The 26008-nt window shown below is 63.3% G+C and carries 25 protein-coding genes, 1 pseudogene and 1 riboswitch; of the genes and pseudogenes, 8 read left to right on the forward strand and 18 right to left on the reverse strand.

Annotated features, from left to right (window positions below; translation table 11 throughout):
* Positions 1-12 precede the first annotated feature (12 nt).
* The 5 genes from crcB to HUN39_RS03235 all read right to left on the reverse strand — a co-directional run bounded on the left by crcB (position 13) and on the right by HUN39_RS03235 (position 3634).
* Complete coding sequence (gene crcB / locus HUN39_RS03215; protein ID WP_175093053.1) at positions 13-387, reverse strand: fluoride efflux transporter CrcB; 375 nt, start codon at positions 385-387, stop codon at positions 13-15.
* Between the two features lie 84 nt (positions 388-471).
* Positions 472-533, reverse strand: a riboswitch (Fluoride riboswitch).
* Positions 534-848: 315 nt separating this feature from the next.
* Positions 849-1262, reverse strand: coding sequence for a hypothetical protein (locus HUN39_RS19720; protein ID WP_456299336.1), 414 nt, complete (start codon positions 1260-1262; stop codon positions 849-851).
* A gap of 8 nt (positions 1263-1270) precedes the next feature.
* Positions 1271-1651: a hypothetical protein gene (locus HUN39_RS03225; RefSeq protein ID WP_232365876.1), complete on the reverse strand. Its 381-nt coding sequence runs from the start codon at positions 1649-1651 to the stop codon at positions 1271-1273.
* 99 nt (positions 1652-1750) lie between these two features.
* Positions 1751-3031, reverse strand: coding sequence for a L,D-transpeptidase family protein (locus HUN39_RS03230; protein WP_175093056.1), 1281 nt, complete (start codon positions 3029-3031; stop codon positions 1751-1753).
* Positions 3032-3106: 75 nt separating this feature from the next.
* A complete protein-coding gene (locus HUN39_RS03235) occupies positions 3107-3634 on the reverse strand; it encodes an adenine phosphoribosyltransferase (protein ID WP_175093057.1) in 528 nt (175 codons plus the stop codon).
* Between the two features lie 323 nt (positions 3635-3957).
* Between HUN39_RS03235 and recA the strand changes: the two genes are divergently transcribed.
* From recA to HUN39_RS03255, 4 genes and pseudogenes are all read left to right on the forward strand, one after another.
* Positions 3958-5022 carry a recombinase RecA gene (gene recA, locus HUN39_RS03240; RefSeq protein WP_175093058.1) on the forward strand — a complete coding sequence of 355 codons (1065 nt, stop codon included), beginning with the start codon at positions 3958-3960 and terminating at the stop codon, positions 5020-5022.
* 108 nt (positions 5023-5130) lie between these two features.
* Positions 5131-5306, forward strand: a pseudogene (locus tag HUN39_RS03245) (transposase); the annotation flags it as partial.
* Positions 5307-5446: 140 nt separating this feature from the next.
* Complete coding sequence (locus HUN39_RS03250; RefSeq protein ID WP_175093059.1) at positions 5447-6742, forward strand: MFS transporter; 1296 nt, start codon at positions 5447-5449, stop codon at positions 6740-6742.
* A 34-nt stretch (positions 6743-6776) separates the two neighbouring features.
* Positions 6777-7127 carry a hypothetical protein gene (locus tag HUN39_RS03255; RefSeq protein WP_175093060.1) on the forward strand — a complete coding sequence of 117 codons (351 nt, stop codon included), beginning with the start codon at positions 6777-6779 and terminating at the stop codon, positions 7125-7127.
* Positions 7128-7188: 61 nt separating this feature from the next.
* On the opposite strand, the gene rpsI is transcribed toward HUN39_RS03255, so the two are convergent.
* The 4 genes from rpsI to HUN39_RS03275 all read right to left on the reverse strand — a co-directional run bounded on the left by rpsI (position 7189) and on the right by HUN39_RS03275 (position 10239).
* Positions 7189-7668, reverse strand: a complete 480-nt coding sequence (gene rpsI, locus HUN39_RS03260) for a 30S ribosomal protein S9 (RefSeq protein ID WP_175093061.1) — start codon at positions 7666-7668, stop codon at positions 7189-7191.
* A 2-nt stretch (positions 7669-7670) separates the two neighbouring features.
* Positions 7671-8141: a 50S ribosomal protein L13 gene (rplM, locus tag HUN39_RS03265; RefSeq protein WP_175093062.1), complete on the reverse strand. Its 471-nt coding sequence runs from the start codon at positions 8139-8141 to the stop codon at positions 7671-7673.
* A gap of 237 nt (positions 8142-8378) precedes the next feature.
* Positions 8379-9857, reverse strand: coding sequence for an ammonium transporter (locus tag HUN39_RS03270; protein WP_232365877.1), 1479 nt, complete (start codon positions 9855-9857; stop codon positions 8379-8381).
* A 31-nt stretch (positions 9858-9888) separates the two neighbouring features.
* Entirely contained in the window at positions 9889-10239 is a 351-nt protein-coding gene (locus HUN39_RS03275; protein ID WP_269750295.1) for a P-II family nitrogen regulator, read from the reverse strand.
* A 286-nt stretch (positions 10240-10525) separates the two neighbouring features.
* Between HUN39_RS03275 and HUN39_RS03280 the strand changes: the two genes are divergently transcribed.
* From HUN39_RS03280 to HUN39_RS03290, 3 genes are read left to right on the forward strand one after another with little or no spacing between them, the layout of a single operon-like run.
* Positions 10526-11914 (forward strand): leucyl aminopeptidase family protein, encoded by a 1389-nt coding sequence (locus tag HUN39_RS03280; protein WP_175093063.1) that lies wholly within the window; start codon positions 10526-10528, stop codon positions 11912-11914.
* Complete coding sequence (locus HUN39_RS03285; RefSeq protein WP_175093064.1) at positions 11911-12774, forward strand: C40 family peptidase; 864 nt, start codon at positions 11911-11913, stop codon at positions 12772-12774. Before HUN39_RS03280 ends, HUN39_RS03285 begins: the two co-directional genes overlap by 4 nt.
* Positions 12771-13280, forward strand: coding sequence for a MaoC/PaaZ C-terminal domain-containing protein (locus HUN39_RS03290; protein WP_175093065.1), 510 nt, complete (start codon positions 12771-12773; stop codon positions 13278-13280). The genes HUN39_RS03285 and HUN39_RS03290 overlap by 4 nt, the downstream gene beginning before the upstream one ends.
* Here the strand turns inward: HUN39_RS03290 and HUN39_RS03295 are convergent.
* From HUN39_RS03295 to HUN39_RS03310, 4 genes are all read right to left on the reverse strand, one after another.
* Entirely contained in the window at positions 13263-14912 is a 1650-nt protein-coding gene (locus HUN39_RS03295; RefSeq protein WP_175093066.1) for an ABC transporter ATP-binding protein, read from the reverse strand. The genes HUN39_RS03290 and HUN39_RS03295 overlap by 18 nt on opposite strands.
* Entirely contained in the window at positions 14909-16084 is a 1176-nt protein-coding gene (locus tag HUN39_RS03300; protein WP_175093067.1) for an ABC transporter permease, read from the reverse strand. Before HUN39_RS03300 ends, HUN39_RS03295 begins: the two co-directional genes overlap by 4 nt.
* Positions 16081-17193, reverse strand: a complete 1113-nt coding sequence (locus HUN39_RS03305) for a microcin C ABC transporter permease YejB (protein WP_123176602.1) — start codon at positions 17191-17193, stop codon at positions 16081-16083. Before HUN39_RS03305 ends, HUN39_RS03300 begins: the two co-directional genes overlap by 4 nt.
* Positions 17194-17259: 66 nt before the next feature.
* Entirely contained in the window at positions 17260-19170 is a 1911-nt protein-coding gene (locus HUN39_RS03310; RefSeq protein WP_175093068.1) for an extracellular solute-binding protein, read from the reverse strand.
* 149 nt (positions 19171-19319) lie between these two features.
* Here HUN39_RS03310 and HUN39_RS03315 point away from each other — a divergent pair, with 149 nt between their 5' ends.
* The gene (locus HUN39_RS03315) at positions 19320-20768 is read left to right on the forward strand and encodes an NAD-dependent succinate-semialdehyde dehydrogenase (protein ID WP_175093069.1); all 1449 of its coding nucleotides are present in this window, start codon (positions 19320-19322) and stop codon (positions 20766-20768) included.
* On the opposite strand, the gene HUN39_RS03320 is transcribed toward HUN39_RS03315, so the two are convergent.
* The 5 genes from HUN39_RS03320 to HUN39_RS03340 form a co-directional block, all read right to left on the reverse strand.
* The gene (locus HUN39_RS03320; RefSeq protein ID WP_175093070.1) at positions 20769-22268 is read right to left on the reverse strand and encodes a bifunctional metallophosphatase/5'-nucleotidase; all 1500 of its coding nucleotides are present in this window, start codon (positions 22266-22268) and stop codon (positions 20769-20771) included.
* 136 nt (positions 22269-22404) lie between these two features.
* The gene (locus HUN39_RS03325) at positions 22405-22764 is read right to left on the reverse strand and encodes an endonuclease domain-containing protein (protein WP_175093071.1); all 360 of its coding nucleotides are present in this window, start codon (positions 22762-22764) and stop codon (positions 22405-22407) included.
* Between the two features lie 160 nt (positions 22765-22924).
* Positions 22925-24400 (reverse strand): ammonium transporter, encoded by a 1476-nt coding sequence (locus HUN39_RS03330; protein WP_175093072.1) that lies wholly within the window; start codon positions 24398-24400, stop codon positions 22925-22927.
* A 32-nt stretch (positions 24401-24432) separates the two neighbouring features.
* Positions 24433-24771, reverse strand: coding sequence for a P-II family nitrogen regulator (locus HUN39_RS03335; RefSeq protein WP_014890399.1), 339 nt, complete (start codon positions 24769-24771; stop codon positions 24433-24435).
* Between the two features lie 353 nt (positions 24772-25124).
* Positions 25125-26000: an acyl-CoA thioesterase gene (locus HUN39_RS03340; RefSeq protein WP_175093073.1), complete on the reverse strand. Its 876-nt coding sequence runs from the start codon at positions 25998-26000 to the stop codon at positions 25125-25127.
* Between the last annotated feature and the right edge of the window lie 8 nt (positions 26001-26008).

Here is a 26008-nt window from a genome sequence, read left to right on the forward strand (position 1 = left end):
AGTTCGAACCCTTCACGAAAAATGGCGCAGCAGCGACAGGCCGGCGAGGAGGCCGGCGACCGCAAGTCCGACCGACGCCACGACATAGAGCGTCGCCATCGCCAGTTCGCCGCGTTCGTAAAGCAAAACCGTCTCGAGCGAGAACGCCGAAAAGGTGGTGAAGCCTCCAAGGATCCCGGTCGTGAGGAACAGACGCCAGTTCTGCGACGCCTCGCCCTGGAAGGCGAAATAACCGACGATCACGCCCATCAGGAACGAGCCGAGCACGTTCACGGCCAGCGTCCCGAATGGAAAACCGACGCCGATCAGTCGGGCAAGAAGAAGGTTGACCCCGTGGCGCGCGGCCGCGGCCAGTCCCCCGCCAGCAAATACGATGAAGAAGCCCATGACGTCGTCCTTTCCAACAAGCGGACGACAAACATGCTGCGGCAGGCGGCGTTTTAGGCGCGCTCCTCCCGCAGGACGCGCGTCCTTGCGGCAGGAGCCATCAGCCTCATCAGGCGGTTATCGGGAGCCCCATCCCGGGAGCCAGCTTAGTCGAGCCGGCGCAAACGATCAACCGGCCGCCGCCGCCGTCAGGGCTTCGAACTCTGGTTAATTTCAGCTCACTCTCAGCCGTCATGCCCGGCCTTGTGCCGGGCATCCACGCCGGTCAACCGCGAAACGCATCGCGCGGAGACGGTAGGTTCGGCTCATATCCTCACATTTGCCTCGCGTCATCGCGTGGATGGCCGCGACAAGCGCGGCCATGACGCGGCGAGATGACCCCTCGTTAACCTGGATTCGGGGCCCTGCAGTCGCCGTCGCCCGAGGGGGAACGCTCGCCGGCTGTAGGCGTTATCCCACCGTTACGAAAGCATTTTTGGTGAATTGCTATGCATTTGCGCCTTGGCTTGCGCCTCCGCGCGCTCAGCGCTTCGACGCTCTTCGTATTCTTTGCTCCCGCGCCCGTCTCTGCCGCCAAGGTCGGCGAGATGTGCGCAGGCATCGCCGGCATTCAATGCGACACAGGCTTGTGGTGCGACCCCGAGCCGGGCCAATGCCACGGAGCTGACATCGCTGGCAAGTGTGTGGAGGTTCCAAAGATCTGCACCAAAGACTATCGTCCCGTTTGCGGCTGTGACGATAAAACCTATGGCAACGACTGCACGCGTCGCGCCGCCAAGGTCGCGAAAAAGTCCGACGGCGAGTGCCCGAAACCTTACAGGTGAGATCTGGTGGCTGAGATCTGGCGGCGGCGCGGCGCAATCGAGCCGCGCCATTGCTTCGGCTAGTTGAAGCAGCCGCTGGCCTGCATCTGAGCGATCCAGATCGCGCAGGCCGCCTTAGAGCGCTCGTGACGGTGGTGACGGCGGGAGCCGCCGCCATAGCCGTCGTCCCCGCCAAATCCGCCGTAGCCATCATAGTCGCCGCGATCGCCGCCGAAGCCGTCGCCGGGATAGCCACGGCGATAGCCTTGGTCGTAGCCTTGCCCGTAAACCGGACCATAACCGCCATGCCCGCCGCGCCCGTGCTGATGCTGGCGCATGCATTTGTTGTAGTTTTCGGCGATCGCGAAGCACAGCGGCGCATTGGCCGCCTGGGCGATCGGCGCGAAGAGGATGCCGAGCGCGCAAGCCGCGCCGACGATAGAGTAGGTCACGAGCCGCATGCGGGCGTTTTCCTTGTTTGCGCTCCCCAGCGCTTTTGCCGAGGCATCCTCGCGCGTTCCGGCTGAAACCAAGCTGAACAGCGCCTCAGCGGGCCGCGATCACCAGCCGGCGATGCGTCGGCAGGACGAATCGCCCGCGCCAAAGGCGTAATGATCGCCGCAGGCGAAGGCCACCGGCGGTTCGCCGGTCTGCTCGAAGATGTCGTAGCCTTCCTTCAGATTATGCCAAAATGCGGTCCAGTGCTGGTAATTGCCGCCTGCGCCGACGAAGGCGAGCCAGCTGCCGCCGGTTTCCCGAGCGATCGCATGCTCCGTTAAGCGGAAGGGAAAAATGTGCACTTGCACTTCGCGCTGGCCGGCGCGCATCGCCGCTTCGACAAAGGCGTAGATTTCCTCGATGCCGCGGTCGGTCATGGCGAAGCAGCCGACCGACTTGCACGCGCCATGCACCATGACGAGGCCGCCGGTCCGGCCGTTCTGGCGATCAAAGGCGTTCGGATAACCGACGTTGAACGCGCGGTGATAGTTCGAATGCGGATGCAGCTGCTTCGCCGAGACGCTGTAGAAGCCTTCCGGCGACTGGTAATCGGCTTCCTTGAGCTTGGGTCCAAGCTTGCCGGACCATTTGCAGATTGGATAGGTCTTGTAGAGCGAGAAGCGGCTGTTGCTCTTTCGAAGCCAGAGCTCGAGCTGCCCTTCCTGCTTGAAAATGCGCACGAAGACCTGATCCCCCATGCCGTAACGGATCGGGGCCTCCTGCTGAAACGCGTCCTCGGGCGCAGCCCGCAAGGTCGGCTCGACGGCGCGCGCCACCTGGGTCGGCGGCGCCGACTCCTGCGCCGTGGACGTCGCCTCAACAGCGGCTCGCGCCGACGGCTCCTGCGGCCGGGGCGGCGGCGGCGCATTGGCGAGCGCCGGCGGCGTTGCGGGGACCTCTGTGGCCTGCGGCTGCGCGGCAGGGGCTGTCGCCGCCGTCTCGGCGAATTTGTCCGCAAGCTCGGCGAGATTGGCCGGTCGCGACGGGGGCAGCGGCGTGGGCTTTTCGACAATTTCCGGCCGCGCGGGCGGCGGCGCGGGCGGGAACGACACCGACCCTTCGACGTCGTCTTGCGGGAGAGTCGCCACCTCGACGCTCGGCTCTTGCGGCGCCGGCGCCTCAAGAGCGGGCGGCGGAGCAGGGGGGAACGCGCCGGGCTTCACCCGCAGGGCCATGCTGCGCAGGCCGGTCGGCAGCGCGCCGCTCCAGGCGCTGCGCGCGGCGTCGCTCCGAACAGGAGAGTTGCTCTCAAGGCTGGGCAAGTAGCGGAGCGCCGCGACTCCGCCGACGAGCGCGGCGAGAGCGAACGCCGCCAGCGCCAAATGGGTCTGTCGCGGCGTCATGCGCCTATGCAAGCCTCTCCTGGAAGATTCTGAAACTCGAGCCTGGGCTGAGCAAGACCATTCGAAAAAGGCGGTTTAGTGGCCTTGGAAGGCGACCAGCGTGCGCACCGGGACGCCGAGCGCCTGGAGCCTTTTCACGCCGGCGAGGTCGGGCAGGTCGATGACGAAACAGGCGGCGACGACGTCGGCGCCGGCCTGGCGCAGGAGTTTCACCGCGCCCTCGGCGGTGCCGCCGGTGGCGATCAGATCGTCTACGAGAATGACGCGCTCGCCGGGGAGGACCGCGTCCTCATGCATCTCCATTTCGTCGACGCCATATTCGAGCTCATAGGCGATCGAGACGACGCGATGCGGCAGCTTGCCCTTCTTGCGAATCGGGATGAAGCCGGCGGAAAGCTGATGCGCCACCGCGCCTCCCAGGATGAAGCCGCGCGCCTCCATCCCAGCGACCTTGTCGATCTTGCCGCCGCACCAGGGCTGCACGAGTTCGTCGACCGCCTTGCGGAACGCCTTGGCGTCGCCGAGCAGGGTGGTGATGTCGCGAAAGAGGATTCCCTTCTTGGGATAATCGGGAATGGTGCGAATGGCGGCGGCAAGCGGCATGAAACGGCCTTGCGATCAGCGGCGAATTTGGCCGCGTGGATGGAATGGCGAACCGCCACGCTCAAAGAGATACACGGATGGCGGGGGAGGGCGCAAATGCGGCGGGCGTGGCTGGGGACGGGCATCGCGCACAGATCACTACCTGTTGTCGCCCCTTAATTTCCGGACATGGTCTCCAAAAAGAACTTGGCAAAAAAGAACAAAGCGTGCACACTGGAGTTCAGGGTCGAGCGCGCGCTTTCGCCCAGCGCCCTTGCCTCGCGACCGCCCTCGCAGCCGCATTGCCTGCGCCTAGCTAACCGTGTCAGAAGGAATTTTCAGCCGTGAGCCAAGCCAATCTCCGCCTCGTGGAAGGGACGTCCGTGGACAAGACCAAGGCGCTCGACGCCGCTCTGTCGCAGATCGAGCGCGCATTCGGCAAAGGTTCGATCATGCGGCTCGGCAAGAACCAGAAGGCTGTCGAGATCGAGACGATCTCGACGGGCTCGCTGGGACTCGACATCGCGCTGGGCGTCGGCGGCCTGCCGCGCGGCCGCGTCGTTGAAATTTACGGGCCGGAATCCTCAGGCAAGACCACCCTCACCCTGCATGTCATCGCCGAGGCGCAGAAATTGGGCGGCGTCTGCGCCTTCGTCGATGCGGAACATGCGCTGGATCCGATCTACGCCCGCAAGCTTGGCGTCAATCTCGAAGATCTCTTAATTTCTCAGCCCGACACCGGCGAGCAGGCGCTCGAAATCACCGACACGCTGGTGCGCTCTGGCGCCGTCGACGTGCTCGTCGTCGATTCGGTGGCGGCGCTGACGCCCCGCGCCGAAATCGAGGGCGAGATGGGCGACGTGCAGCCGGGCCTGCAGGCGCGGCTGATGAGTCAGGCGCTGCGCAAGCTTACCGCCTCGATCGCCCGCTCCAACACGCTCGTCATCTTCATCAATCAGATCCGCATGAAGATCGGCGTGATGTACGGTTCGCCGGAGACGACGACCGGCGGCAATGCGCTGAAATTCTACGCCTCGGTGCGGCTCGACATCCGCCGCATCGGCGCGATCAAGGACCGCGACGAGACGACCGGCAACCAGACCCGCGTCAAAGTGGTCAAGAACAAGGTGGCGCCGCCGTTCAAACAGGTCGAATTCGACATCATGTATGGCGAGGGCGTCTCCAAATTCGGCGAATTGATCGATCTTGGCGTCAAGGCCGGCGTCGTCGAGAAGTCGGGCGCCTGGTTCTCCTACGACAGCCAGAGGCTTGGCCAGGGCCGCGAGAACGCCAAGAGCTTCTTGAAGCAAAACCCCGAGGCCGCGCAGCGCATCGAACAGGCGATCCGCGAGAACGCCGGGCTGATCGCCGAGCGCATTCTGGACGCGCCGGATGAAAACGAGGCCTAGGCCGTGTGGACTCTAAGAATTCCCGCAAATCAGATTCAAGGCGGCCTTTGGGGAGGCGGCCTTGGATGTGGTGGACCGACTGGTTTGACCGACGTGGCTTGGGAGCGGATGGCGCCGTGGATCGTGCGTACGGGCTCTCCCTGGCGTGATCTTCCGGAAGCGTTTTGGGGGTTGGAACAGCGTGTTCCGGCGTTTCAGGCGAGCCTCAAGGGGGCTGGCGGCGAATTTTTATCGAGGCGATGTCTGGTGATCCGGACTTCGAATATCTGATCGTCGACTCCACCACGCCGATCACTTGCGTCACGTCATCGCCGCCAAGGGCCGCTCGCCGTCATCCCCAACAACCCTCATCATAAGACGAGCGGCCGTGGCTTGTGACCGCGAAGGCGAAGACGCCACGCGCGCGGACAATCGAGAAATTTGCATGGATATGCGCCAAAATATGCGCCAGGTGAGAGCGCCAGCGCCCACACAGATCGCGGCCGCCGTGATTGGGAATGCGCTCGAATGGTACGATTTCGTCGTCTACGGCTTTTTTGCTTCCGTTCTGGCGCAGGCGTTCTTTCCAAGCCGAGACGAGACGGCCTCTCTCTTGCTGGCGCTCGCGACCTTTGGCGCGGGCTTCTGCACGCGCCCGCTCGGCGGCCTCTTCTTCGGATTTTACGCGGATCGCAAAGGGCGAAAGGCTGCGCTGCAACTCATCATGTTCGTTATGACCGCGGCGATCGCCATCATCGCCTTCGCCCCGACCTATGCGACGATCGGCCTCTTCGCCCCCATGCTCATCGTGATCGGCCGATTGCTGCAGGGCTTTGCGACCGGCGGAGAATTCGCGAGTTCGACGGCATTTCTGATCGAAGTCGCGCCCGCCGGTCGGCGTGGAGTCTATGGCTCTCTGCAAATGGTCGGGCAGGGCCTGTCAATCCTGCTCGGGACGCTCGCCGGCATGGTCGTCGCGGGCGTCTTTTCGGTCGAAGCGTTGCACGACTGGGCCTGGCGACTGCCCTTTTTCGCTGGCCTGCTGATCGGCCCGATAGGGCTCTATGTCAGACGTCATCTCGACGAAACGCCAGCCTTCAAGGCGTCGCCGCAGGAAGAAGGCGTCGCGCGCGCGTTTCTCGACCTCGTTCGGCGGCGGGGCGATCGACTTCTCGCCTGTTTCGCCGCCACCATCGGCGCGACAATCTCCTTTTACGTGATCCTCATCTACATGCCGACCTATGGAAAGACGGAGATGGGACTGAGCCTCGCACAGTCCTTCGTCGCCCAGGCGCCAGGTCTTCTGTTGCTGATCGTGCTGACGCCATTGATCGGCGCTCTCTCCGACGCAATCGGCAGGCGTCCCTTGCTCCTCGCGTCTTATGGGACGCTTCTCCTTTGCGTCTATCCGCTGTTCGTCTGGCTGCAGGTCGAGCGCACGCTGTTGGCGCTTACAGCGGCGCAGACCGCGTTCTGCGTCATTCTCTCGGGCCTCTTTGGCGCGCTCTCGACGGCGCTCGCGGAGCAGTTTCCGACGCATGTCCGCACCGTGGGACTCGCGATCGCCTATAATGTCGCGGTGATGATCTTCGGCGGCTTCGCACCCTTCATCGTCGCTTGGCTGATCGACGATCTCGCCACGCCGATCGCGCCGGCCTTCTATCTGATCTTCGGGGCGACTGTCGGGCTGCTCGGCGTCGCAGGTCTGCACGAGCGGCGACATGAGCCGGGACTCGAATAGGCCCGGACCCTGGGTCTTGCGACGGGAGGATTTGATGAAGAGAATTGCTGTTTTGATCGCGTCTTTCATCATGACGCAGCAACTCCTGATCGGAGAGGCGATCGCCAGACCCGCGAGATGCGTCGTCAATGGCGCCGGCGCGGCGCCCTATCAGGGGAAATGCGAGTTTTCGCCTGAAACTGGCGGCAGCTTTTCGATCACGCCAGTTGGAAAAAGCGCTTTCGACGGCGCGACGGTGATCAGCGTCTCTGTCACTTTGCCAGGAGTGGCGGAAGTGCGAGGACTGACCCGCGACGGGATCAATTCCCGGTGGGGAGAGGCGCAGCGCTCCAAGGAGGACCCCGCCTGCTGGATCGGAAGCGACTTCAAGATCTGCGTCTACTGACCAAAATAAAAGCGGCGCCGAAGCGCCGCTTTGCAAATGCTTGCCTTGAAGATCGCGAAGCTTAGCGCTTCGAGAACTGGAAGCTGCGGCGCGCTTTCCGCTTGCCGTATTTCTTGCGCTCGACGACGCGGGAATCTCGCGTCAGGAAGCCTTCCTTCTTGAGCGCGGGACGCAGGTCCGGCTCGTAAGCGGTCAGCGCCTTGGCGAGGCCGTGGCGCACCGCGCCGGCCTGACCCGAAAGTCCCCCGCCGGCGACCGTAACGACGATGTCGTATTGACCCGCGCGCTTGGTGACGCCGAAGGGCTGGGCCAGAATCATGCGCAGCACCGGACGGGCGAAATAGACTTCGACGTCGCGGCCGTTGACGGTGATCTTGCCGGGGCCCGGCTTGATCCAGACGCGCGCGACGGCGTTTTTGCGCTTGCCGGTCGCATAGGCGCGGCCCTGCTTGTCGAGCTTTTGCACATAGCGCGGCGACTCGGGCGCCGTGGCGACGCTTCCCTGAAGGTCGGAAAGCGAGGAAAGAGTGGTCTCGGCCATGATCAGGCGCTCCGGCTATTCTTGACGTTCAGGGCGGCGACGTCGAGCGTCTGTGGGCTCTGCGCCTCATGCGGATGTTCCGCGCCCTTATAGACGCGCAGATTGCCGAACTGCTTGCGGCCCAAGGGGCCTCGCGGCAGCATGCGCTGCACGGCCTTCTCCAGGACGCGCTCCGGGAAGCGCCCGTCGAGAAGGAACTTCGCCGAGCGTTCCTTGATGCCGCCGGGGAAACCCGTGTGGTGGTGATAGACCTTCTGGTCGCGCTTGCGGCCGGTCAGGACCACCTTTTCGGCGTTGATGACGATGATGTTGTCGCCGTCATCCATATGCGGCGTGAACGTCGCCTTGTGCTTGCCGCGCAGACGCAGCGCGATGATGGTGGCGAGGCGGCCGACGATGAGCCCGGAGGCGTCGATCAGCACCCACTTCTTTTCGATGTCGGCGGGTTTCGCCGAATAGGTGTTGCCAAACATGGGATGAGAATTCCGTGTGAACGGTGTGTTCGGATGGGCGTGGATAGGCGATGCGGCAGGAGGGGTCAAGTAATTTTTGCGCGGCAAAGTCTCTACAACGCCAAGAAAACTGGGCGCTGGGGTTTGTTGGTATTATGATACCTTACACTCCGCCCCGATCTGGAGTGAGATTGCGACGCGATTTGGCCGGGACAAGCCCGGCCATGACGCATAGGAGACCTGCGTTCCAGCGGCTCGCTACTGATGCAGCGCTTCGCCATGCAGCGCGATGTCGAGACCCTCGCGTTCATCGTCGTAATTCACGCGAAGCGGCGTGATCATCGAGACAATTTTCAGCGTCGCCAAGGTGCCGATCACGCCCCAGACGATCGTGACGAGGACGCCGATCGCCTGCACGTAAAGCTGATGCGGATCGCCTTCCAACAGACCCGCGACGCCCGGATCGCCTTCCGAAGCCGTGATCGCGCGGGTGGCGAAGACTCCGGCGAGCAGCGTGCCCATAATGCCGCCGACGCCATGCACGCCGAAGACGTCGAGCGTGTCGTCGTAGCGGAATTTATATTTCGCGACGGTGCAGAACCAATAGCAGACGCCGCCGGCGATGATCCCGATGACGACGCCGTGCCAAGGCAGGACATAGCCCGAGGCCGGCGTGATCGTGCCCAGACCGGCGACGGCTCCCGAGATGACGCCGAGCACCGACGGCTTGCCGCGCTGGAGCCACTCCAGGCCGCTCCACACCAGCGCGCCGGCGCAGGCGGCAAGATGCGTCGCCACAATGGCGAAGACCGCGCGGGAATTGGCGGCGAGCGCCGAGCCGCCATTGAAGCCGAACCAGCCGACCCAGAGCAGTCCGGTCCCGACGACGGCGAGCGAGAGATCGAAGGGCGAGAGGTTTTCGCGCCCGAACCCGACGCGGTTTCCGAGAACGAGCGCGCAGACGAGGCCGGCGATCCCGGCATTGATGTGCACGACCGTCCCGCCGGCGAAATCGAGGAGGCCCAGCTTCTGCAGAAATCCGCCGCCCCAGACCCAATGCGCGGAAGGCACATAGACGATGAACAGCCACAGCGCGCAAAACAGCATGAAGGCGGAGAACTTCATGCGTTCGGCGACGGAGCCGGCGACCAGCGCGCAGGTGATCACCGCGAAGGTCATCTGATAGAGCATGAACAGGATTTCGGGGATCGTCTTGGCGAATGGGCTCACCGTGTCGAGGCCGATCCCTGCAAGCAGCGACCGCGACGCGTCGCCGATATAGGCGCCCTCGCCGCTGAAGGCGAGGCTGTAGGCGACGCCGATCCACAGTAGCGAGACGAGCGCGGTGGCGATGAGGCTCTGCGCCATGGTGGCGAGCACATTCTTCTTGCGCACCATGCCGCTGTAAAAGAGCGCGAGCCCCGGCAGCGTCATCATCAGCACCAGCGCGGTGGCGGCGATCATGAAGGCGGTGTCGGCGGCGTCGATCTTGCTCCCGCCGTCCTGCGCGAGGGCGGGTTGCGAGACCAGGAAAGCCGCCAGCGCGGCCGCCGCTGCTGAAATCGAGCGGCGCAATGTGTCGCCCTCATGCTGAGGAGCGCCTGAAAGGCGCGTCTCGACGCGCGAGGGCGAGAGATGCTGCAGGAGCGGATTTCCCCGTCCTTCGAGACGCCCGCGTTGCGGGCTCCTCAGGATGAGGAAATCCTTACTCAAGCTGCGCGCAAACGAGCTCTGCATCGTGGATCCTGATTGATGATTGGGAAGGCGCTTAGAGCGCGTCGGTGTCGGTTTCGCCGGTGCGGATGCGCATGGCGCGGTCCAGCGGCGAGACGAAAATTTTGCCGTCGCCGATATGGCCGGTGTAGGCGGCGAGTCTGATCGCCTCGATGGCGCGATCGACGAGCGCTTCAGGGAGCGCGATGTCGATTTTAACCTTGGGCAGGAATGCGACGATATATTCGGCCCCGCGATAGATTTCGGCATGGCCCTTCTGTCGGCCATAGCCTTTCACTTCGGTCGCGGTCATTCCGTGCACGCCGATTTCCGTCAGCGCCTCGCGCACCTCGTCGAGCTTGAAAGGTTTAATAATCGCCGTGATGATCTTCATTTGCGCAGACATGCCCTCATGGTTGGCGAATTGAACATTGTCTCAGCAATTGGCATGCCATTATGCGCAGAAAATAATCGTTTTCTATCTTGGCGTCGAGTTTAAGCCTGGCCAGTCGTGAGGCGCCAGGCGGCTAAGTTTTATACACTATGCGTACATTGTTGGCTGACATGGGCGCGGCTCGCCACCCTTCACCCGCCACGCCGCTTGAGATGAGCGATCTTTCCCTTTTGTGTGATGCGGGCGCCCGGTAGAGATAGAAGCCGATCGTCGGGAGCGCATAAAGCGGCGGAAGCGGATGAAGCTTGAAGACTGGTCGCCCGAGGCGACCGCCATCGATTTCGTGAACAAGGAAGACTGGTTCGAACGCCGCGCAAAGCTTCCTGAGCCTACAGCGCGTCTCGCGGAGCTTGCGGGATTTGAGGCGAAGCCCGGCTCGCTTCTGATCGCGCCTGACGCCGCGGGCGCGCCGCGGGTCTTTTTCGGCGCGGAGGGCAGGGCGCCAAAGGCGCGCGATCCGTTCTTTGCCGGAAAGCTCGCGACTGCGCTGCCCAAGGGGCTCTACCGGTTTGGCGATGGCGTCGACGCGCCGGCGCTGGCGGCGCTGGCGTTCCTTCTGTCGACCTATTCCTTCTCGCGCTACAAGGCTCCAAAGAGCGAAGTCCCGCGTCTGTGCGCGCCGCAGGGCGTCGACCGCACGCGCATCGAGCGCATCGCCGGAGCCGTCGCCCTCGGGCGCGATCTGGTCAATACGCCCACGAACGACATGGGGCCGGAGGCGCTCGCCGAAGCGGCGCTCGCTCTCGGCGCGAAACATGGCGCCAAGACTCGCGTCATTGTCGGCGATGCGTTGCTTGCGGAAAACTTCCCCTTGATTCACGCCGTCGGGCGCGCGGCTGCGGAGGCGCCGAGGCTCGTCGAATTTGAGCACGGCCCGGAGGACGGTCTGCGCGTCACGCTCGTCGGCAAGGGGGTCTGCTTCGATACGGGCGGGCTCGACATCAAGCCTTCGAGCGCGATGGCGCTGATGAAGAAGGACATGGGCGGCGCCGCGACGACTCTGTCGCTTGCGGCGATGCTGCTTGACGGGAATACGCCGGTCCGTTTGCGCGTGCTGCTTCCGATCGTCGAGAATTCGATCTCGGCGTCGGCGTTTCGAACGAGCGACATTTACCGCAGCCGCAAAGGGCTGAGCGTCGAAATCGGCAACACCGACGCCGAGGGCAGGCTCATCCTTGCCGATGCGCTCGCCTATGCGAGCGAAACGCCATCCGATCTGCTGTTCGATTTCGCGACGCTGACGGGCGCCGCGCGCGTCGCGCTCGGTCCGGAAATTCCGCCCTTCTATACCGGCGATGACGCACTTGCCCAAGAGATCGCCGGGCAGGCTGGCGCCGTGAATGATCCGGTGTGGCGGATGCCTCTATGGGACAATTACGACAGCGGTCTCGATGGCAAGATCTCCGATCTGGTCAACGTCACGAGCGGCCCCTTTGCGGGATCGATCACCGCCGCGCTGTTTCTGAGGCGCTTCGTGGCGGATCCCAGGCGCTGGGCGCATTTCGACGTTTATTGCTGGAACCCCTCGACGAAGCCCGGCCGCCCAGAAGGCGGCGAGGTGCAGGCGGCGCGCCTGCTTTATGAATTGATCGAGGCCCGCGCCGAGCAGAGGAACGCGAAGCCGTGAGCGAAGAGTTCGATCGCCGGCTGACGCCCGCGCGCCCAGAAGTCGCCGCCGCCTATCTCAAGGGACGCGTGACCGCCGACCGCTATGTGGAAGGCGTCGCGATGGAAGTCAGAGACTGCGTCGTCGACCTACGGCGTGAACCACGTCCCGACGCCGCCGTCGACACTCAGGCGATCTACGGCGAGCGCGTCACCGTTTACGATGAGGAGGAAGGCTGGGCGTGGGCGCAACTTGCGCGCGACAATTATGTCGGCTGGATCGCGACGAATACGCTGTGGCGCGAATTGAGCGCGCCGACGCATCGCGTCCGTGTTCCACGGACCTTCATTTATCCCGGTCCGAACATCAAATTGCCGCCGCTCAACGCGCTGCCGCTCGGCGCCGAAGTCGCGATCGCCGAGGAGCGCGGCGGCTTTGGCGTGACGCCGGAGCTCGGATTCATCTATCGCAAACATCTCGCGCCGCGCGAGGCGCAGGCGCCCGACTTTGTCGCCGTGGCCGAGACGCTTCTAGGCGCGCCCTATCTCTGGGGCGGCAAGTCTTGGATGGGCGTTGATTGCTCCGGACTGTTGCAAGTTTCCTTGCTGATGGCGGGGATGAAAGCGCCGCGCGACACCGATATGCAGGAAGCGGCGCTCGGCGCCGCACTTGATCCTGGCGCCCCGCTCCTGCGCGGCGACATCGTCTTTTGGAAGGGGCATGTCGGCGTCATGCGCGACCCCGTGACGCTGCTTCATGCAAACGCCACGCATATGCAAGTCACCAGCGAGCCGCTCGACGTCGTGCGCGCGCGTAACGAGGCGGCGGGGGCTGGACCGGTCACGAGCTTGAAGCGGTTGCCGAGAGACATTTCGGCATGACGAAAAGGCTTTATCTGGAAGATCTTCGCGTTGGGCAGCGGTTACGCTCAGCGAGCGTCACGATCACTGCGCAGGACATCATCCGCTTCGCGCGCGACAGCGATCCGCAGTATTTTCATCTCGACGAAGAGGCGGCCAAAGACAGCATGTTCGGCGGGCTCGTCGCCAGCGGTTGGCAAACCGGCGCCCTGAGCGTGAAGCTTCTCATCGACTCAGCCGACCCGCCTTTTGCAGGCGGGCTCGTCGGCGTTGAGGCGCATATCGCCTGGAAACTCCCGGTGCGGCCCGATGATTCCTTGAGGGTGGAAGCCGAAGTCACGCGGATTGTTCATCCGCGCCGCTATGCCGATCGCGGCTTCGTTTCGATGGACATGGCGACCTATAACCAGCGCGGCGAAGTCGTGCTGACGCAGAGCGTCACGGTCGTCGCCTTCCGCGACCCGGCGCGGGCAGGCGAAAGTTCAAACGACGCTACGGCGATTCCGGGATCATTTTCCGGCGACTGAGTTGCCCGGAATGGGCTCCGCCTCGTTGCGAAACGCCGCTGCGAAGAGCGCGCGCGTATACTCGCTCTTGGGCTGCGAAAACACCTGGCTCGCCGGCCCTTCCTCGACCACCTTGCCATAGCGCATGACGATGAGATGGGCGGCGAGCGCCTTCACGACGCGCAGATCGTGACTGATGAAGAGATAGGCGAGCGCGCGGCGACGCTGCAGGTCGCGTAAGAGATCGATGATCTGCGCCTGCACGGACATGTCGAGCGCCGAGGTCGGCTCGTCGAGCACGACAAATTTCGGTTCGAGCACGATGGCGCGGGCGATGGCGATCCGCTGCCGCTGGCCGCCGGAAAATTCATGCGGGTAGCGGTCCATCGTCGATGGATCGAGCCCGGTTTCCTGCAGCGCGCGCGCAACGATTTCGCGGCGCTGATTGAGCGTAAGTTCGGGCCGCTGAACGGTCAGTCCTTCGGCGACGATTTCCGCGACCGACATGCGCGGAGAAAGAGAGCCGTATGGGTCTTGGAAGACGATTTGCATGTCGCGGCGAAGCGGACGCATGGCGTCGACGCTTTTGCCGTCGATGCGCTCTCCGAGAAAGACGATCGGACCTTCCGAGCGGATGAGCCGCAGCATCGCCAGCGCCAGCGTCGTCTTGCCGGAGCCCGACTCGCCGACGACGCCGACGGTCGCGCCCTCGCGCACTGAAAGAGTGACGCCGTCCACCGCCTTCACATGGCCGACGATCCGACGCATGAAGCCGCGGCGGATCGGAAACCAGACGCGCAGTTGCTCGGCCGATACGACGACTGGCGCTTGCGTATTTTCGATAATGGGCGCGCCCTTGGGCTCCGCCGTGAGCAGCGCCTTGGTGTAGGGATGTTGCGGCGATGTGAAGACCTCTCCCACCTCGCCCTGCTCGACGATGCGGCCCTGCTGCATCACGCAGACCGTGTCCGCGAAACGGCGCACGAGCCTAAGGTCGTGGGTGATGAACAGCATCGCCATGCCGTAGGTTTTTTGTAGCCGCTCGAGCAGCGCGAGAATCTGCGCCTGAACCGTGACGTCGAGCGCAGTGGTCGGCTCGTCGGCGATCAGCAGATCTGGCTTGTTGGCGAGCGCCATGGCGATCATGACACGCTGACGCTGGCCGCCCGAGAGCTGATGCGGATAGGCGCTCAGCCGCGCCTGAGGATCAGGAATGCCGACTTCACCCAGAAGCTCAATGACTCGGTTCCGAACGGCTTCCTCGCCGCGCATGCCATGCAGTTCGAGAATCTCCGCAATCTGCCGCTCGATCATGTGCAGCGGATTGAGCGAGGTCATCGGCTCCTGGAACACCATTGTGATGCCCGCGCCACGAATGGCGCGCAGACGATTGTCGTCGACGGTGAGCATATTCTCGCCGTCGAACAGCGCCTCGCCGGACGCGATCGCGCCAGGGGGGAGCAGGCGTACGATCGACAGAGCGCTGATCGACTTGCCGGAGCCGGATTCGCCGACGAGCGCCAGCGTCTTTCCCCGCTCAAGGGAGAAGGAGACGCGATCGACGGCCTTGGTCTCGTGCCCGCCTTGCCGAAAGGTGACCGAGAGATCGCGAATGTTGAGGAGGGGAGACGCTGCGGCGCCGTGAGGTGTCACCGGAAATTCTTCCTCGGGTCGAAAGCGTCGCGCACCGCCTCGCCGACAAAGACCAGAAGCGACAGCATCAGCGCGATGATCGCAAAGCCGGTCAGTCCCAGCCATGGGGCCTGGAGATTGGATTTTGCCTGCAGCAACAGTTCGCCGAGCGAGGGCGAGCCCGGCGGCAGGCCAAACCCCAGAAAGTCCAGCGCCGTGAGCGTGGTGATCGACGAGTTGAGAATGAAGGGCAGGAAGGTCAGCGTCGCCACGGTGGCGTTCGGCAGCAGGTGCTTGACGATAATCTTGAAATTGCTCAGCCCAAGCGCACGCGCCGCGTTGACATATTCGAAGTTGCGCGCGCGCAGGAACTCGGCGCGAACGACATGCACCAGCGACACCCAGGAGAAGAGCAGCAGGATGCCGAGCAGCACGAAAAAGCCGGGCGTCAGGAAGGACGAAATGATGATGAGCAGATAGAGCTGCGGTAGCGACGACCAGACTTCGATGAAGCGTTGGAACACGAGATCGACGCGCCCGCCGAAGTAGCCCTGTATCGCCCCCGCGGCGACGCCGACGATCGAGGAGATCGTCGCCAGGATCAGTCCGAACAGCACCGAGATACGAAATCCATAAAGCAGGCGCGCGACGACGTCGCGGCCCTGATCGTCGGTGCCGAGCCAATTATATTCGAGCGCGGCGCAGCCGCGGTTGGTCTCGCCCGGCCGCAGACCTTTCGCCGCGGCGACCTCGCATTGCTGCTGCGTCAGCATCCAGGTCGGCGGCGAGGGCGCGGGCGTCGGCAACTCCAGATTATGCGTGTCATAGGAAAAGCGAATCGGCGGCCAAAGCATCCAGCCATGCGCTTTGATTTCGTCGGCGATGACAGGATCGCGATAATCGGTGCGGGCCAGGAAGCCGCCGAATTTTTCTTCCGGATAGGACACGAAGGCGGGGAACAGCAATTGGCCCTTATACCAGGCCAGAATCGGCCGGTCGTTCGCCAGAAAGTTCGAGCCGAGCGCCATGATGAACAGCGTCATGAAGACCCAGAACGACCAATAGCCGCGCTTGTTCGCCTTAAAACTGTCGAGACGTCGCCGGTCGAGCGGCGTGAGCCGCAGCCAGCCTTCGCGATGAAGAGGCGGGGCGAGGTGCGTTTCGGCGTCGGCTGCTGCTGCGCTCACCGTCATACCTCGCGCGTTTCGAAATCGATGCGCGGATCGATCCAGGTATAGGTGAGATCGGAAAGGAGATTCACCACAAGTCCGAGCAGCGCAAAGATGTAGAGGTTGGCGAAGACGACCGGATAGTCGCGATTGACGATGCTCTCGAAGGAAAGATAGCCCAGTCCATCAAGCGAAAAGATCGTTTCGATCAGCACCGAGCCGGTGAGAAAGGCGTGTACGAAGGCGCCGGGAAAGCCGGCGATGACGATCAGCATGGCGTTGCGAAACACATGTCCATAGAGCACGCGCCGCTCGGTCAGGCCCTTCATGCGCGCCGTCTGCACATATTGCTTGCGGATCTCGTCGAGGAAAGAGTTCTTTGTCAGAAACGTCTGCGTTGCGAAGGCGCCAAGCGTCATCGCGGAAACGGGCAGAATGATGTGCCAGAGATAGTCCTTCACCTTGTCGAACAGCGACAGCTGCCAGAAGTCGTCCGAGGTCAGGCCACGCAGCGGAAAAATCTGCCAGAAGGAGCCGCCGGCGAAGAGCACGATCAGCAGCATCGCAAAAAGAAAACTCGGAATGGCGTAGCCGACGATGATGGCGTTGGACGTCCACATGTCGAATTTCGTTCCATCGCGCACCGCTTTGGCGATGCCGAGCGGAATTGAAATCGAATAGGAGAGAAGCGTCATCCAGAGCCCGAGCGAAATCGAGACGGGAAGCTTTTCTCCGATCAGCTTGAGGACGCTCTCGTCGCGAAAGTAGCTGCGCCCGAAATCGAACATCGCATAATTCTTCACCATCAGCAGGAATCGCTCCCACGCCGGCTTGTCGAAGCCGAACTGCTTTTCGAGTTCCGCGATGAATTTCGGGTCGAGCCCCTGCGCTCCGCGATATTTTGAGGCGGTTTCGGCGGCCATCGTTCCGGTCTGGCTCGCGCCGCCCTGTCCGACGTCGCCGCCCCCGCCGGAAAAGCGTCCGGTCGCGCCGACGTCGAAGCCTTGCAGTTGCGCGATGATGCGCTCCACAGGACCGCCCGGCGCGAACTGCACGATGACGAAGGAGATGAGCATGATGCCGAGGATCGTCGGGATCATCAGCAGCACGCGGCGGGCGATATAGGCTCCCATTAACGTCTCGCGTTCTTTTGCATCGGCCGCATTTCGGCTCCCGACGGACTGCGCCGGGAAATCCCCTTAGCGTCCCGTGAAGTTGATCTTTTTCGCCTTATCGTCGTCCCACCACCAGGTCCACAGCACGCCGGTGTCGAACTTCGGCGGGCGCTCGGGCTGGCCGAAGAGATCCCAATAGGCGAAGCGATGCACCGGATTATACCAGTGCGGAACCCAATAGCGCTGCGCGCGCAAAGCGCGGTCGAGCGCACGGCTGCAGGTGACGAGCTCTTCGCGCGTTTGCGCCTGGAGCGCCTTTTCGACGAGCGAATCGATCGCCGGATTGGAGACGCCCGGCAGGTTGCGCGAGCCGGGCAGATTGGCGGTCTTCGAGCTGAAATAAGCGCGAAGCTCCTCTCCGGGGTTCCAGCTCATCATCAGCACGTCATGAACGACGTCGAAGTCAAAGTTTTCAAGTCGCTGCTTGTATTGCGCGGCGTCGACGACGCGGATGTGGGCGTTGACTCCGAGAAGCTTCAAATTCTTGATGTAGGGCTGGGTGTGCCGCTCGAAGACGTTGGAATTGTCGAGAAACTCGAATTCCAGCGGCGTTCCGTCGGGCAAGCATAGAACGCCATCCTTGCGCGTGCAGCCGGCCGCGACGAACAGATCATTCGCCTTTTTGAGCAGGACGCGATCCTGACCCGTGCCGTCAGAAACCGGCGCGACGAAGGGTTCGCCAAAAACTTCCGCGGGTAGATCAACGCGATAGGGCTCCAGCAAAGCCTTTTCCTGTTCGCTCGGCAAGCCTTTCGCTTCAAGCTCGGAGTTCTCGAAATAGGACGAGATGCGCTTATAGGCGTCATACATCAGGTTGCGGCTTGTCCATTCGTAATCGAAGGCGTAGCCGATCGCTTCGCGCACCCGCGGATCTTTAAAAATCTTGCGGCGCGTGTTGAAGAACCATCCCTGGATCTGCGGAATATTGTTGTTGGGCGTCGTCGTTCGCTTGACGCGCCCGTCCTTGAACGCCGGAAAATCATAGCCCGTCGCCCAAACGCGCGCGATGTTTTCCTCTCGCTCGGTGAATGCGCCGGCCTTGAAGGCTTCAAAGGCGACCTGGCTGTCGCCGAAATATTCGAAGCGCACGACGTCGAAATTTGCCTGGCCTGTCGTGATCGGCAGGCCCTTCGCCCAATAGTCAGGATTGCGATGATAGGCGATGTAACGACCCTGCTCGAAGGCGCCGACTTTGTAGGGCCCGGAGCCAAGCGGCGGCTCCATCGTCGTCGCTGCGAAGTCGCGGTCCTTGTAATAGGCGCGCGAAAAGATCGGCTGACCCACGACGCTGAGCGGCAGATCGCGCGTGCGATCGGGCGCGAAGCGCAGCACGAGAACGTCGTCCGCCTCCGCCTCGGCGCTTTCGAGGTCACGCAGCATCTGGCTGATGACAGGATGGCCCTTGCTCTTGAGAATGTTGAGCGAAAAGGCCGCGTCATGCGCCGTGAGCGGCGAGCCGTCGTGGAACCGCGCCTCTTTACGCAACAGGAAGGCGTAAGTGAGTTTGTCAGGCGAGATGCGCACCTTCTTGGCGACGAGGCCGTAGTAGGCGTCGCGCTCGTCGAGGCTCTGATTCATCAGACTGTCGAAGACGAGCGTCATGCCCGTCGCGGGATTGCCCCGCAGCACATAGGCGTTGAAACTGTCGTAGGTCGAGCTTGCCGGCGACAGCGCCAAAGTCCCTCCCTTGGGGGCTTTTGGATTCACGTAGCCGAAATATTTGAAGTCGGCTGGCTCGCCAAGGTCGCCGAAGGTCGAAAGGCCGTGGCTCTCGACTTCGCCCTGGGCGAGAGGACCGAAGCGGTTGGGGGCGCCGGTCGGCGCGCCGGGCTTGGCCAGAACGCGCGGCGCGATCAAGGCGGCGGCGCCGGCGCCGATAACAGAGCGACGGGACAGGCGAATGCGCGTCAGATCGACGATTGTGGAATGAGCCAAATGTGACCTCAGGCGGCGGCGGGCGCTTGCCCATGAGCCGCGATTATGTCGGTTTTTTTGCGGGTTCGCGAGCGGCCCGTTAAGGACCGTCACGCCGCTTTGGCCCTTTGTAGCAAAAATGCGCGACGCGCGCCCAGGGGGAAGTCGAAATGAACTCTGTCAGCCTAGGCCTTCGCGAGCAAGCATTCGTCGGCGGGCTTTGGGTCGGCGCCGACAGCGGCGCAACCTTCGCCGTCAACAACCCAGCCACCGGGGCGGTCCTCGGCCAAGTTCCCGACATGGGCGTAGCCGAGACGCGCCGGGCGATCGAGTCTTGCGCGCGGGCGCTGCCGGACTGGCGCGATCGCGCCGCCAAGGAGCGCGCGCATATCATGCGCCGCTGGTTCGAGCTGATCTTGGCCGATCAGGAGCGGCTGGCGCGCATCATCACCGCGGAAATGGGCAAGCCGCTCGCCGAGGCCCGCGGAGAAATCGCTTACGCCGCCAGCTTTATCGAGTGGTTCGCGGAGGAGGGCCGGCGCATCTATGGCGACGTCATACCGGGTCCGACCGACCGTCGGCTGCTCGTCTTCAAACAGGCGATTGGCGTCACCGCGGCGATCACGCCATGGAATTTCCCGTCCGCTATGTTCGCGCGCAAGGTCGGCGCGGCGCTTGGCGCCGGCTGCACGATGGTGGTGAAGCCTGCCGAGCTGACGCCCTTCTCCGCGCTGGCGCTGGCGGAGCTTGCCGAACGCGCCGGCGTGCCTTCCGGCGTGATCAATGTGGTCACGGCGAAAGACCCCGCGCCGGTCGGGCGCGAATTCACGCAAAATCCGCTCGTGCGCAAACTGACCTTCACCGGTTCGACCGAAGTGGGCAGAATTCTCCTGCGGCAAGCGTCCGAGAATATTCAGAAATGCTCGATGGAGCTTGGCGGAAACGCGCCGCTGATCATCTTTGAAGACGCCGATCTCGATCGCGCCGTCGAGGGCGCCGTCGCGACCAAATACCGCAACAGCGGCCAGACCTGCGTTTCGGCGAACCGCATCCTCGTGCATGCGTCGATCGTCGACGTCTTCGCCGAAAAACTCGCGGCGGCGGCCGGCGCGTTAAAGGTCGGCGAAGGGACGGAGGAGGGCGTCGCCATCGGTCCGCTGATTGAAGAAGCGGCGGTCGAAAAGGTCGAGCGTCACGTCGCCGACGCCGTCGCCCGCGGCGCAAAGGTGCTCACCGGGGGCGCCCGCCACGCGCTCGGCGGTTCTTTCTTTCAACCCACGGTGCTTGCCAATGTGCCGGCCGACGCGCTCATCTTCAACGAGGAGACCTTCGGTCCGGTCGCGCCGCTCATTTCCTTTAAAAGCGAGGCGGAAGCGGTGCGTCTCGCCAACGCCACGCCTTACGGTCTCGCCGCTTACTTCTACAGTCGCGACGTCGCCCGCGTCATCCGCGTCGCCGAGCAGTTGGAATTCGGCATGGTGGGCGTCAACGAGACGCTGATCTCGACCGAAACGGCGCCATTTGGCGGAGTGAAACATTCGGGCCTGGGACGCGAAGGATCGCGTTACGGCGTCGATGATTACATCGAGATCAAATATGTCTGCCTCGGTGGAATATGATCATTCGATCCTGATGCGGCCGTCGACGACAGGCGCAATCGCGCCGGCTTTTTCGATGGCGCCGATGATGATGTTCGTCAGCAGCGGACCCTCGAGGTCGCTGACCAGCGGTTTCCCCCGCGCAAGCGCGACATAGCCGTCCTTGCCACGCGCCAGGAAGTCGATCGTCGCAACCTTGTAGAGCTTCATGTCGTCGAGCGGCTTGCCGCCGACCTCGATTGAAACAAGCCGCGCGCCAGGAACCGCGTCGCGCCGCACGACGATGCGGACCCCGGAAATCTGGGCGAAGCGGCCGGCGTCCTTGCCGATCAGCCAGACGGCGTTTTCCAGGGCGGCGCGCAGATCGGCGCCTGAAAGCTCCAGAGTCACAAGCTGATTGTTGAACGGCAGCTCCTTGGCGATGTCCTTGCGCGTCAGCGTTGTCCCGGGAGCGTAGCTGCGGTTGCCGCGAATGCCGCCGCCGTTGATGATCGCAACGTCGGCGCCGGCGGCGGCGCGCATCGCGTCGGCGAAAAAGTCGCCGATCGCGGTCTCTTCACCGCGCACGCTCGCCTTTCGGCTGTCGAGCGGCGTCTTTGTGCGCCCGATGTCGACGTCGAGCGCCTTGTCGACTTCGGCTTCATATTGCGCGACGCGTTCTGCGATCGCGGCGTCCGGCGTCACGTCGGCCGTGTCGATGATGCGGAACCTGGGCGTCCAGCGCTTTACGCCGTCGTCGGCGATCCGCATCTCGACATCGATCGCAACGAGATTGACGCCGTCGGCCTGTGTCTCGCCGACCGCGGCGCGGCCGTCATAAGCGACAAGAAGATTGTGATCGTGCCCCGACAGAACGATGTCGATCGATCCAAGCTTCGCCAGACGCAGATCGTCCTGCCATTCGGAATGCGTGACGACGACGACAAGATCGGCGCCGGCGTCGCGAAGCGCCTTGGCCTGGCGTTTGGCGGTCTCGATCGCGGGCAGAAGTTTCAGGCTTCCGGGACTGGACCGTCTCGCGGCCTCGTCGTCGGTCAGACCGAAGATTCCGACCTTCACCCCGTCGATATCGATGATCTTGCTGTCGGCGAAGCCCGGCACAGTATGGCCGGAGGCGTCGCGCAAATTTGCGGCGAGCAGAGGGAACTTCGCTTCGCCCATGCGCTGGCGAAAAACCGCTTCGCCAAAATCGAACTCGTGATTGCCGGGCGTGAACACGTCGAGGCCGACTCGGTTGAGGAGTTCGATGATATGCGCGCCCTTGTCGACGCTCGAGGTGAGCGAAGGCGACAGCGTGTCGCCGGCGTGCGCGACGATGACGTTCTTCTTTTTCGCGCGCTCGGCTTTCAGCGCGCCGGCGATCCGCGCGAAGCCGCCGCGTCCGTCTCTCTCAGCCATTTCGTAGATGTCGCTGAAGACGACGAAGGAGAGATTGACGACGCGCTCGGCTGCGCGCGCGGGGAAGGCGAAAGCCGCGAGGAGAAAGAGAATTACGCCGGAGCGATGAAGCGTTCGAAACATTTTGCTCACTTCGAATGACACATGGGATCACGGTTTTGGTAAGCGGCGATGTTCGCTCATCGAGCGAGGCGCCTGCCGCTTCCTCTCCCCGCTTGCGGGGAGAGGTGAGGTGAGGGGCGTGGTGAGTGCCGGAAATCTATCCGCTTCCATGGAGGTCCGCCAAGATGACCTCCATGACAGCCGCGATATTTTCATAGAGCTGCGCATTGTCGAAACGGATGACGCGGTAGCCGCAGGATTCAAGAAATGTAGTCCGCATAGCGTCGTGCGCGATGTCAGCGGCGCTCGAATGGGTTTCGCGATCGATTTCCACGATCAGGCTGCGCTGACGACATAGGAAATCTGCAATGTAGGGACCGACCGGCGCCTGTCGCACGAATTTGAATCCTCCGAGCGCCCTGTTCTGCAGGCCCTTCCATAGGAGGCGGTCGGCGCTTGCGGCGTCGCGCCGCAGGGCGCGCGCGCGGCGCGTTTCCAGTATGCGGAGGCCTCTCATCCGTCATTCGCTTCGCTAAATCACCTGGCCCCTCACCTTACCTCTCCCCGCTCTCCGCGGGGAGAGGGGCGGCAAGCGTTGCGCCGTAACAATTTGCGTCCGCTATAAAAAAGAAACGGCGCCCGTGGGCGCCGCTTCGCATCGTGTCAGGAGACTAAACTTAGTAGTTGTAAGCGCGCTCACCGTGATCGGTGATGTCGAGGCCTTCGCGCTCTTGATCGGGCGTCGGCCGCAGACCGACGATGACATCGACGAGTTTGTAGAGGATCGCCGAACCGATGCCAGACCACAGAAGAGTCGCGACGACGGCGATCGCCTGCGCCTTCATCTGCGCCATCATGTCATAGGTTCCGGCGAAGGTTTCCAGATTGGTGTAGTCGGTGATGCCGACGCCGCCGAGGTCGGGACTGACCAGAATTCCAGTCGCCAAGGCGCCGGTGATGCCGCCGATGCAGTGCACGCCGAAGACGTCGAGCGCGTCGTCATAGCCCGCCATCTTCTTCACGAAATCGACGAAGAAGAGGCAGATCGGCGAAACGGCGAGGCCAAGGACGATGGCGCCGACCGGACCGGCATAGCCCGACGCAGGCGTCACTGCGACGAGGCCGGCGACCGCGCCGGTGATGAGGCCGAGCATGGACGGTTTGCCCTTCACCAACCACTCGACGATCATCCAGGAGAGCGCCGCAGCCGCCGTCGCCACCATCGTGTTGACGAATGCGAGGGCGGTCGCGCCGTTCGCCTCGAGATTGGAGCCGGCGTTGAAGCCGAACCAGCCGACCCACAGTAATGAGGCGCCGACCATCGACAGGGTCAGCGAATGCGGCGGCAAGGCCTCTTTGCCGTAGCCGATGCGCTTGCCGACGATGATCGCGCCCACGAGGCCCGCGATGCCGGCGTTGATGTGCACCACCGTGCCGCCCGCGAAGTCCAGCGCGCCCTTGCCGGCGAGCCAGCCCACGGCGGCGTTGATCTCATCGATCTTCGTCTGCGCGGCCGCTTTCGCCGCCTCATCGCCGGCCGCGGCGAGTTGGGTCGCGGCATCAACGAGCGCGTTCGGATCGGCGACGCCCCACACCCAATGCGCGATGGGGAAGTAGATGACCGTCACCCAGAAGGCGACGAACAGCAGAACGGCCGAAAATTTCATGCGCTCGGCGAAGGCGCCGATGATCAGCGCCGGGGTGATCATCGCGAAGGTCATCTGGAAGACGAAATAGGCATATTCCGGAATGACGGTGCCGGGAGTGAAGGTCGCCACATTGGAAGCGGCCGTCACGCCCTTGAGAAACAGCTTGTCGAGGCCGCCGATATAGTTGCTGAGCGAACCGCCGTCGCCGAAGGCGAGCGAATAGCCATAAACCGTGTAGATCACGCCGACGAGCGCGACGATCGCGAAAGTTTGCGACAGGATTGACAGCATGTTCTTGGCGCGCACCAGGCCGCCGTAGAACAGCGCGAGGCCCGGAATCGACATCATCAGCACCAAAAGCGACGACGTCAGCATCCAGGCGGTGTCGCCGGGATTGGGAGTCGGGTCGTTCGCGGCGAAGGCCGGAAACGCCAACGATGCCGAAATCGCCGCTCCCGCGATGACCGAAGCGACAGAAGCGCTTCGAGGCGAAGGAAGTTTCATGTGTGAGAGCTCCTGATGTTGCGGGGAGGCGATCAAAGCGCGTCGGCGTCGGTTTCGCCGGTGCGGATGCGGATGGCGCGCTCGAGCGGCGTGACGAAAATCTTTCCGTCGCCGATCTGTCCGGTGCGCGCGGTGTTGGAGATTGCCTGGATCACCTGTTCGACGAGGGCGGCGTCGACAGCGACTTCGATTTTTAGCTTTGGCAAGAAACTGATCGCATACTCAGCGCCGCGATAAATTTCCGTATGTCCCTTCTGACGTCCGTAGCCCTTGACTTCAGTCACGGTAAGGCCGTGCACGCCGATGTTGGTCAGCGCGTCGCGGACCTCATCGAGCTTGAACGGCTTGATGATCGCTGTGACGATTTTCATCTGCCAATCCTGTTGGTTATCGACCTCGTTGGCGAGCGTCGCTCGCGTGACGGCGGCGTCTCTTGATTGCAATTCGCGGGAGGACGCCGCCGCGTCGGCGACTTGCCGCTTTCAAATGCCGTGCCAGCCGCGCTAACGACAGAAATCTACTGACCGGAAGCGTATCTGCTGTGACACAGGCTGTGCCGCAGCTTGCTGCGGGGCTGGCTATCGCCTTTGCGGGCCTCGGCTATGCGCTCGAATCAGGGGCGGCCCTGCTTCGCCCGCGCGCTTTCGCTTAGGGGGCCGCCGCCCGGCTATGTGCCTAGCTATTACGCAGGCTTTCTTTATCTGCCTACAGTGTAGGCAGTCGCTCAGGATCGCGTCGAGTCGCGCTGGCGCACCAGGCCTTCCTGGCTCACCGAGGCGACGAGGCGTCCCTCGCGGGTGAAGATCTGGCCGCGCGTCAAGGCGCGCGCGCCGCCGGCCCACGGGCTTTGCTGCGCATAGAGCAGCCATTCGTCGACTCGCATCGGCCCATGTATCCACAGGGCATGATCGAGGCTCGCCACCTGGATCTTCGGATCGAAGATCGTAAGGCCGTGAACGAGCAGCGCCGTATTGAGCAGCGTCATATCGGAAAGATAGGCGAGCAGCGCCGTATGAACGGCGGGGTCGTCTGGCGCCGCGCCGCGCACGCGAAACCAGATCATCTGGCCGGCCGCCCGGCGTTCGGGAAAAAACACGTCGTCGGGCGCGACGACGCGCATGTCGAGCGCGCTTCGTCGCTGCAGCCAGCTCTCGGCCTGTTCCGGAAGGAAGGCGCGAAAGCGCTCGACGAGCGCATGCACGTCGTCGAGACTCTCCGGGTCCGGGGCGTCCGGCATGTGGGCGGCGTGCGTAAGACCTTCTTCGCGCCGCTGGAACGACGCCTCCATTGAAAAGATCGTGTGTCCGCGCTGAGTGGCGTTGCAGCGCCGCGTCGTGAAGCTCTTGCCGTCGCGCACGCGTTCGACGGCGAAGTCGATTGGGATCACCGGATCGCCGGCGAGGACGAAATAGCCGTGCAGGGAATGAACCGGACGGTCTTCGGGCGCCGTCCGCGTCGCGGCGACGAGCGCCTGAGCCACGGCCTGACCGCCATAGACCTGACGGCCGGAAGAGGCCGGGCTATGGCCGCGGAAGAGGTCTGGTCCGACCTCCTCGAGATCGAGAAGCGCCAGAAGCTTGGATGGCGCGGTTTCGTCCATAGCGGACG

The sequence above is a fragment of the Methylocystis silviterrae genome (assembly GCF_013350005.1).
Classification (GTDB): domain Bacteria; phylum Pseudomonadota; class Alphaproteobacteria; order Rhizobiales; family Beijerinckiaceae; genus Methylocystis; species Methylocystis silviterrae.

Bases quoted from the DNA above. Each gene is read 5' to 3' on its own strand.
- HUN39_RS03255 (WP_175093060.1), top strand. From the start codon at position 6,777: ATGAAGAGAATTGCTGTTTTGATCGCGTCTTTCATCATGACGCAGCAA.
- HUN39_RS03300 (WP_175093067.1), bottom strand. From the start codon at position 16,084: ATGACGGTGAGCGCAGCAGCAGCCGACGCCGAAACGCACCTCGCCCCG.
- HUN39_RS03330 (WP_175093072.1), bottom strand. From the start codon at position 24,400: ATGAAACTTCCTTCGCCTCGAAGCGCTTCTGTCGCTTCGGTCATCGCG.
- HUN39_RS03320 (WP_175093070.1), bottom strand. From the start codon at position 22,268: ATGTTTCGAACGCTTCATCGCTCCGGCGTAATTCTCTTTCTCCTCGCG.
- HUN39_RS03315 (WP_175093069.1), top strand. From the start codon at position 19,320: ATGAACTCTGTCAGCCTAGGCCTTCGCGAGCAAGCATTCGTCGGCGGG.
- crcB (WP_175093053.1), bottom strand. From the start codon at position 387: ATGGGCTTCTTCATCGTATTTGCTGGCGGGGGACTGGCCGCGGCCGCG.
- HUN39_RS03270 (WP_232365877.1), bottom strand. From the start codon at position 9,857: ATGCAGAGCTCGTTTGCGCGCAGCTTGAGTAAGGATTTCCTCATCCTG.
- HUN39_RS03280 (WP_175093063.1), top strand. From the start codon at position 10,526: ATGAAGCTTGAAGACTGGTCGCCCGAGGCGACCGCCATCGATTTCGTG.
- HUN39_RS19720 (WP_456299336.1), bottom strand. From the start codon at position 1,262: ATGGCGCGGCTCGATTGCGCCGCGCCGCCGCCAGATCTCAGCCACCAG.
- HUN39_RS03340 (WP_175093073.1), bottom strand. From the start codon at position 26,000: ATGGACGAAACCGCGCCATCCAAGCTTCTGGCGCTTCTCGATCTCGAG.
- HUN39_RS03335 (WP_014890399.1), bottom strand. From the start codon at position 24,771: ATGAAAATCGTCACAGCGATCATCAAGCCGTTCAAGCTCGATGAGGTC.
- rplM (WP_175093062.1), bottom strand. From the start codon at position 8,141: ATGTTTGGCAACACCTATTCGGCGAAACCCGCCGACATCGAAAAGAAG.
- rpsI (WP_175093061.1), bottom strand. From the start codon at position 7,668: ATGGCCGAGACCACTCTTTCCTCGCTTTCCGACCTTCAGGGAAGCGTC.
- HUN39_RS03225 (WP_232365876.1), bottom strand. From the start codon at position 1,651: ATGCGGCTCGTGACCTACTCTATCGTCGGCGCGGCTTGCGCGCTCGGC.
- HUN39_RS03275 (WP_269750295.1), bottom strand. From the start codon at position 10,239: ATGTCTGCGCAAATGAAGATCATCACGGCGATTATTAAACCTTTCAAG.
- HUN39_RS03290 (WP_175093065.1), top strand. From the start codon at position 12,771: ATGACGAAAAGGCTTTATCTGGAAGATCTTCGCGTTGGGCAGCGGTTA.
- HUN39_RS03230 (WP_175093056.1), bottom strand. From the start codon at position 3,031: ATGACGCCGCGACAGACCCATTTGGCGCTGGCGGCGTTCGCTCTCGCC.
- HUN39_RS03235 (WP_175093057.1), bottom strand. From the start codon at position 3,634: ATGCCGCTTGCCGCCGCCATTCGCACCATTCCCGATTATCCCAAGAAG.
- HUN39_RS03305 (WP_123176602.1), bottom strand. From the start codon at position 17,193: ATGGGAGCCTATATCGCCCGCCGCGTGCTGCTGATGATCCCGACGATC.
- HUN39_RS03250 (WP_175093059.1), top strand. From the start codon at position 5,447: ATGGATATGCGCCAAAATATGCGCCAGGTGAGAGCGCCAGCGCCCACA.
- HUN39_RS03325 (WP_175093071.1), bottom strand. From the start codon at position 22,764: ATGAGAGGCCTCCGCATACTGGAAACGCGCCGCGCGCGCGCCCTGCGG.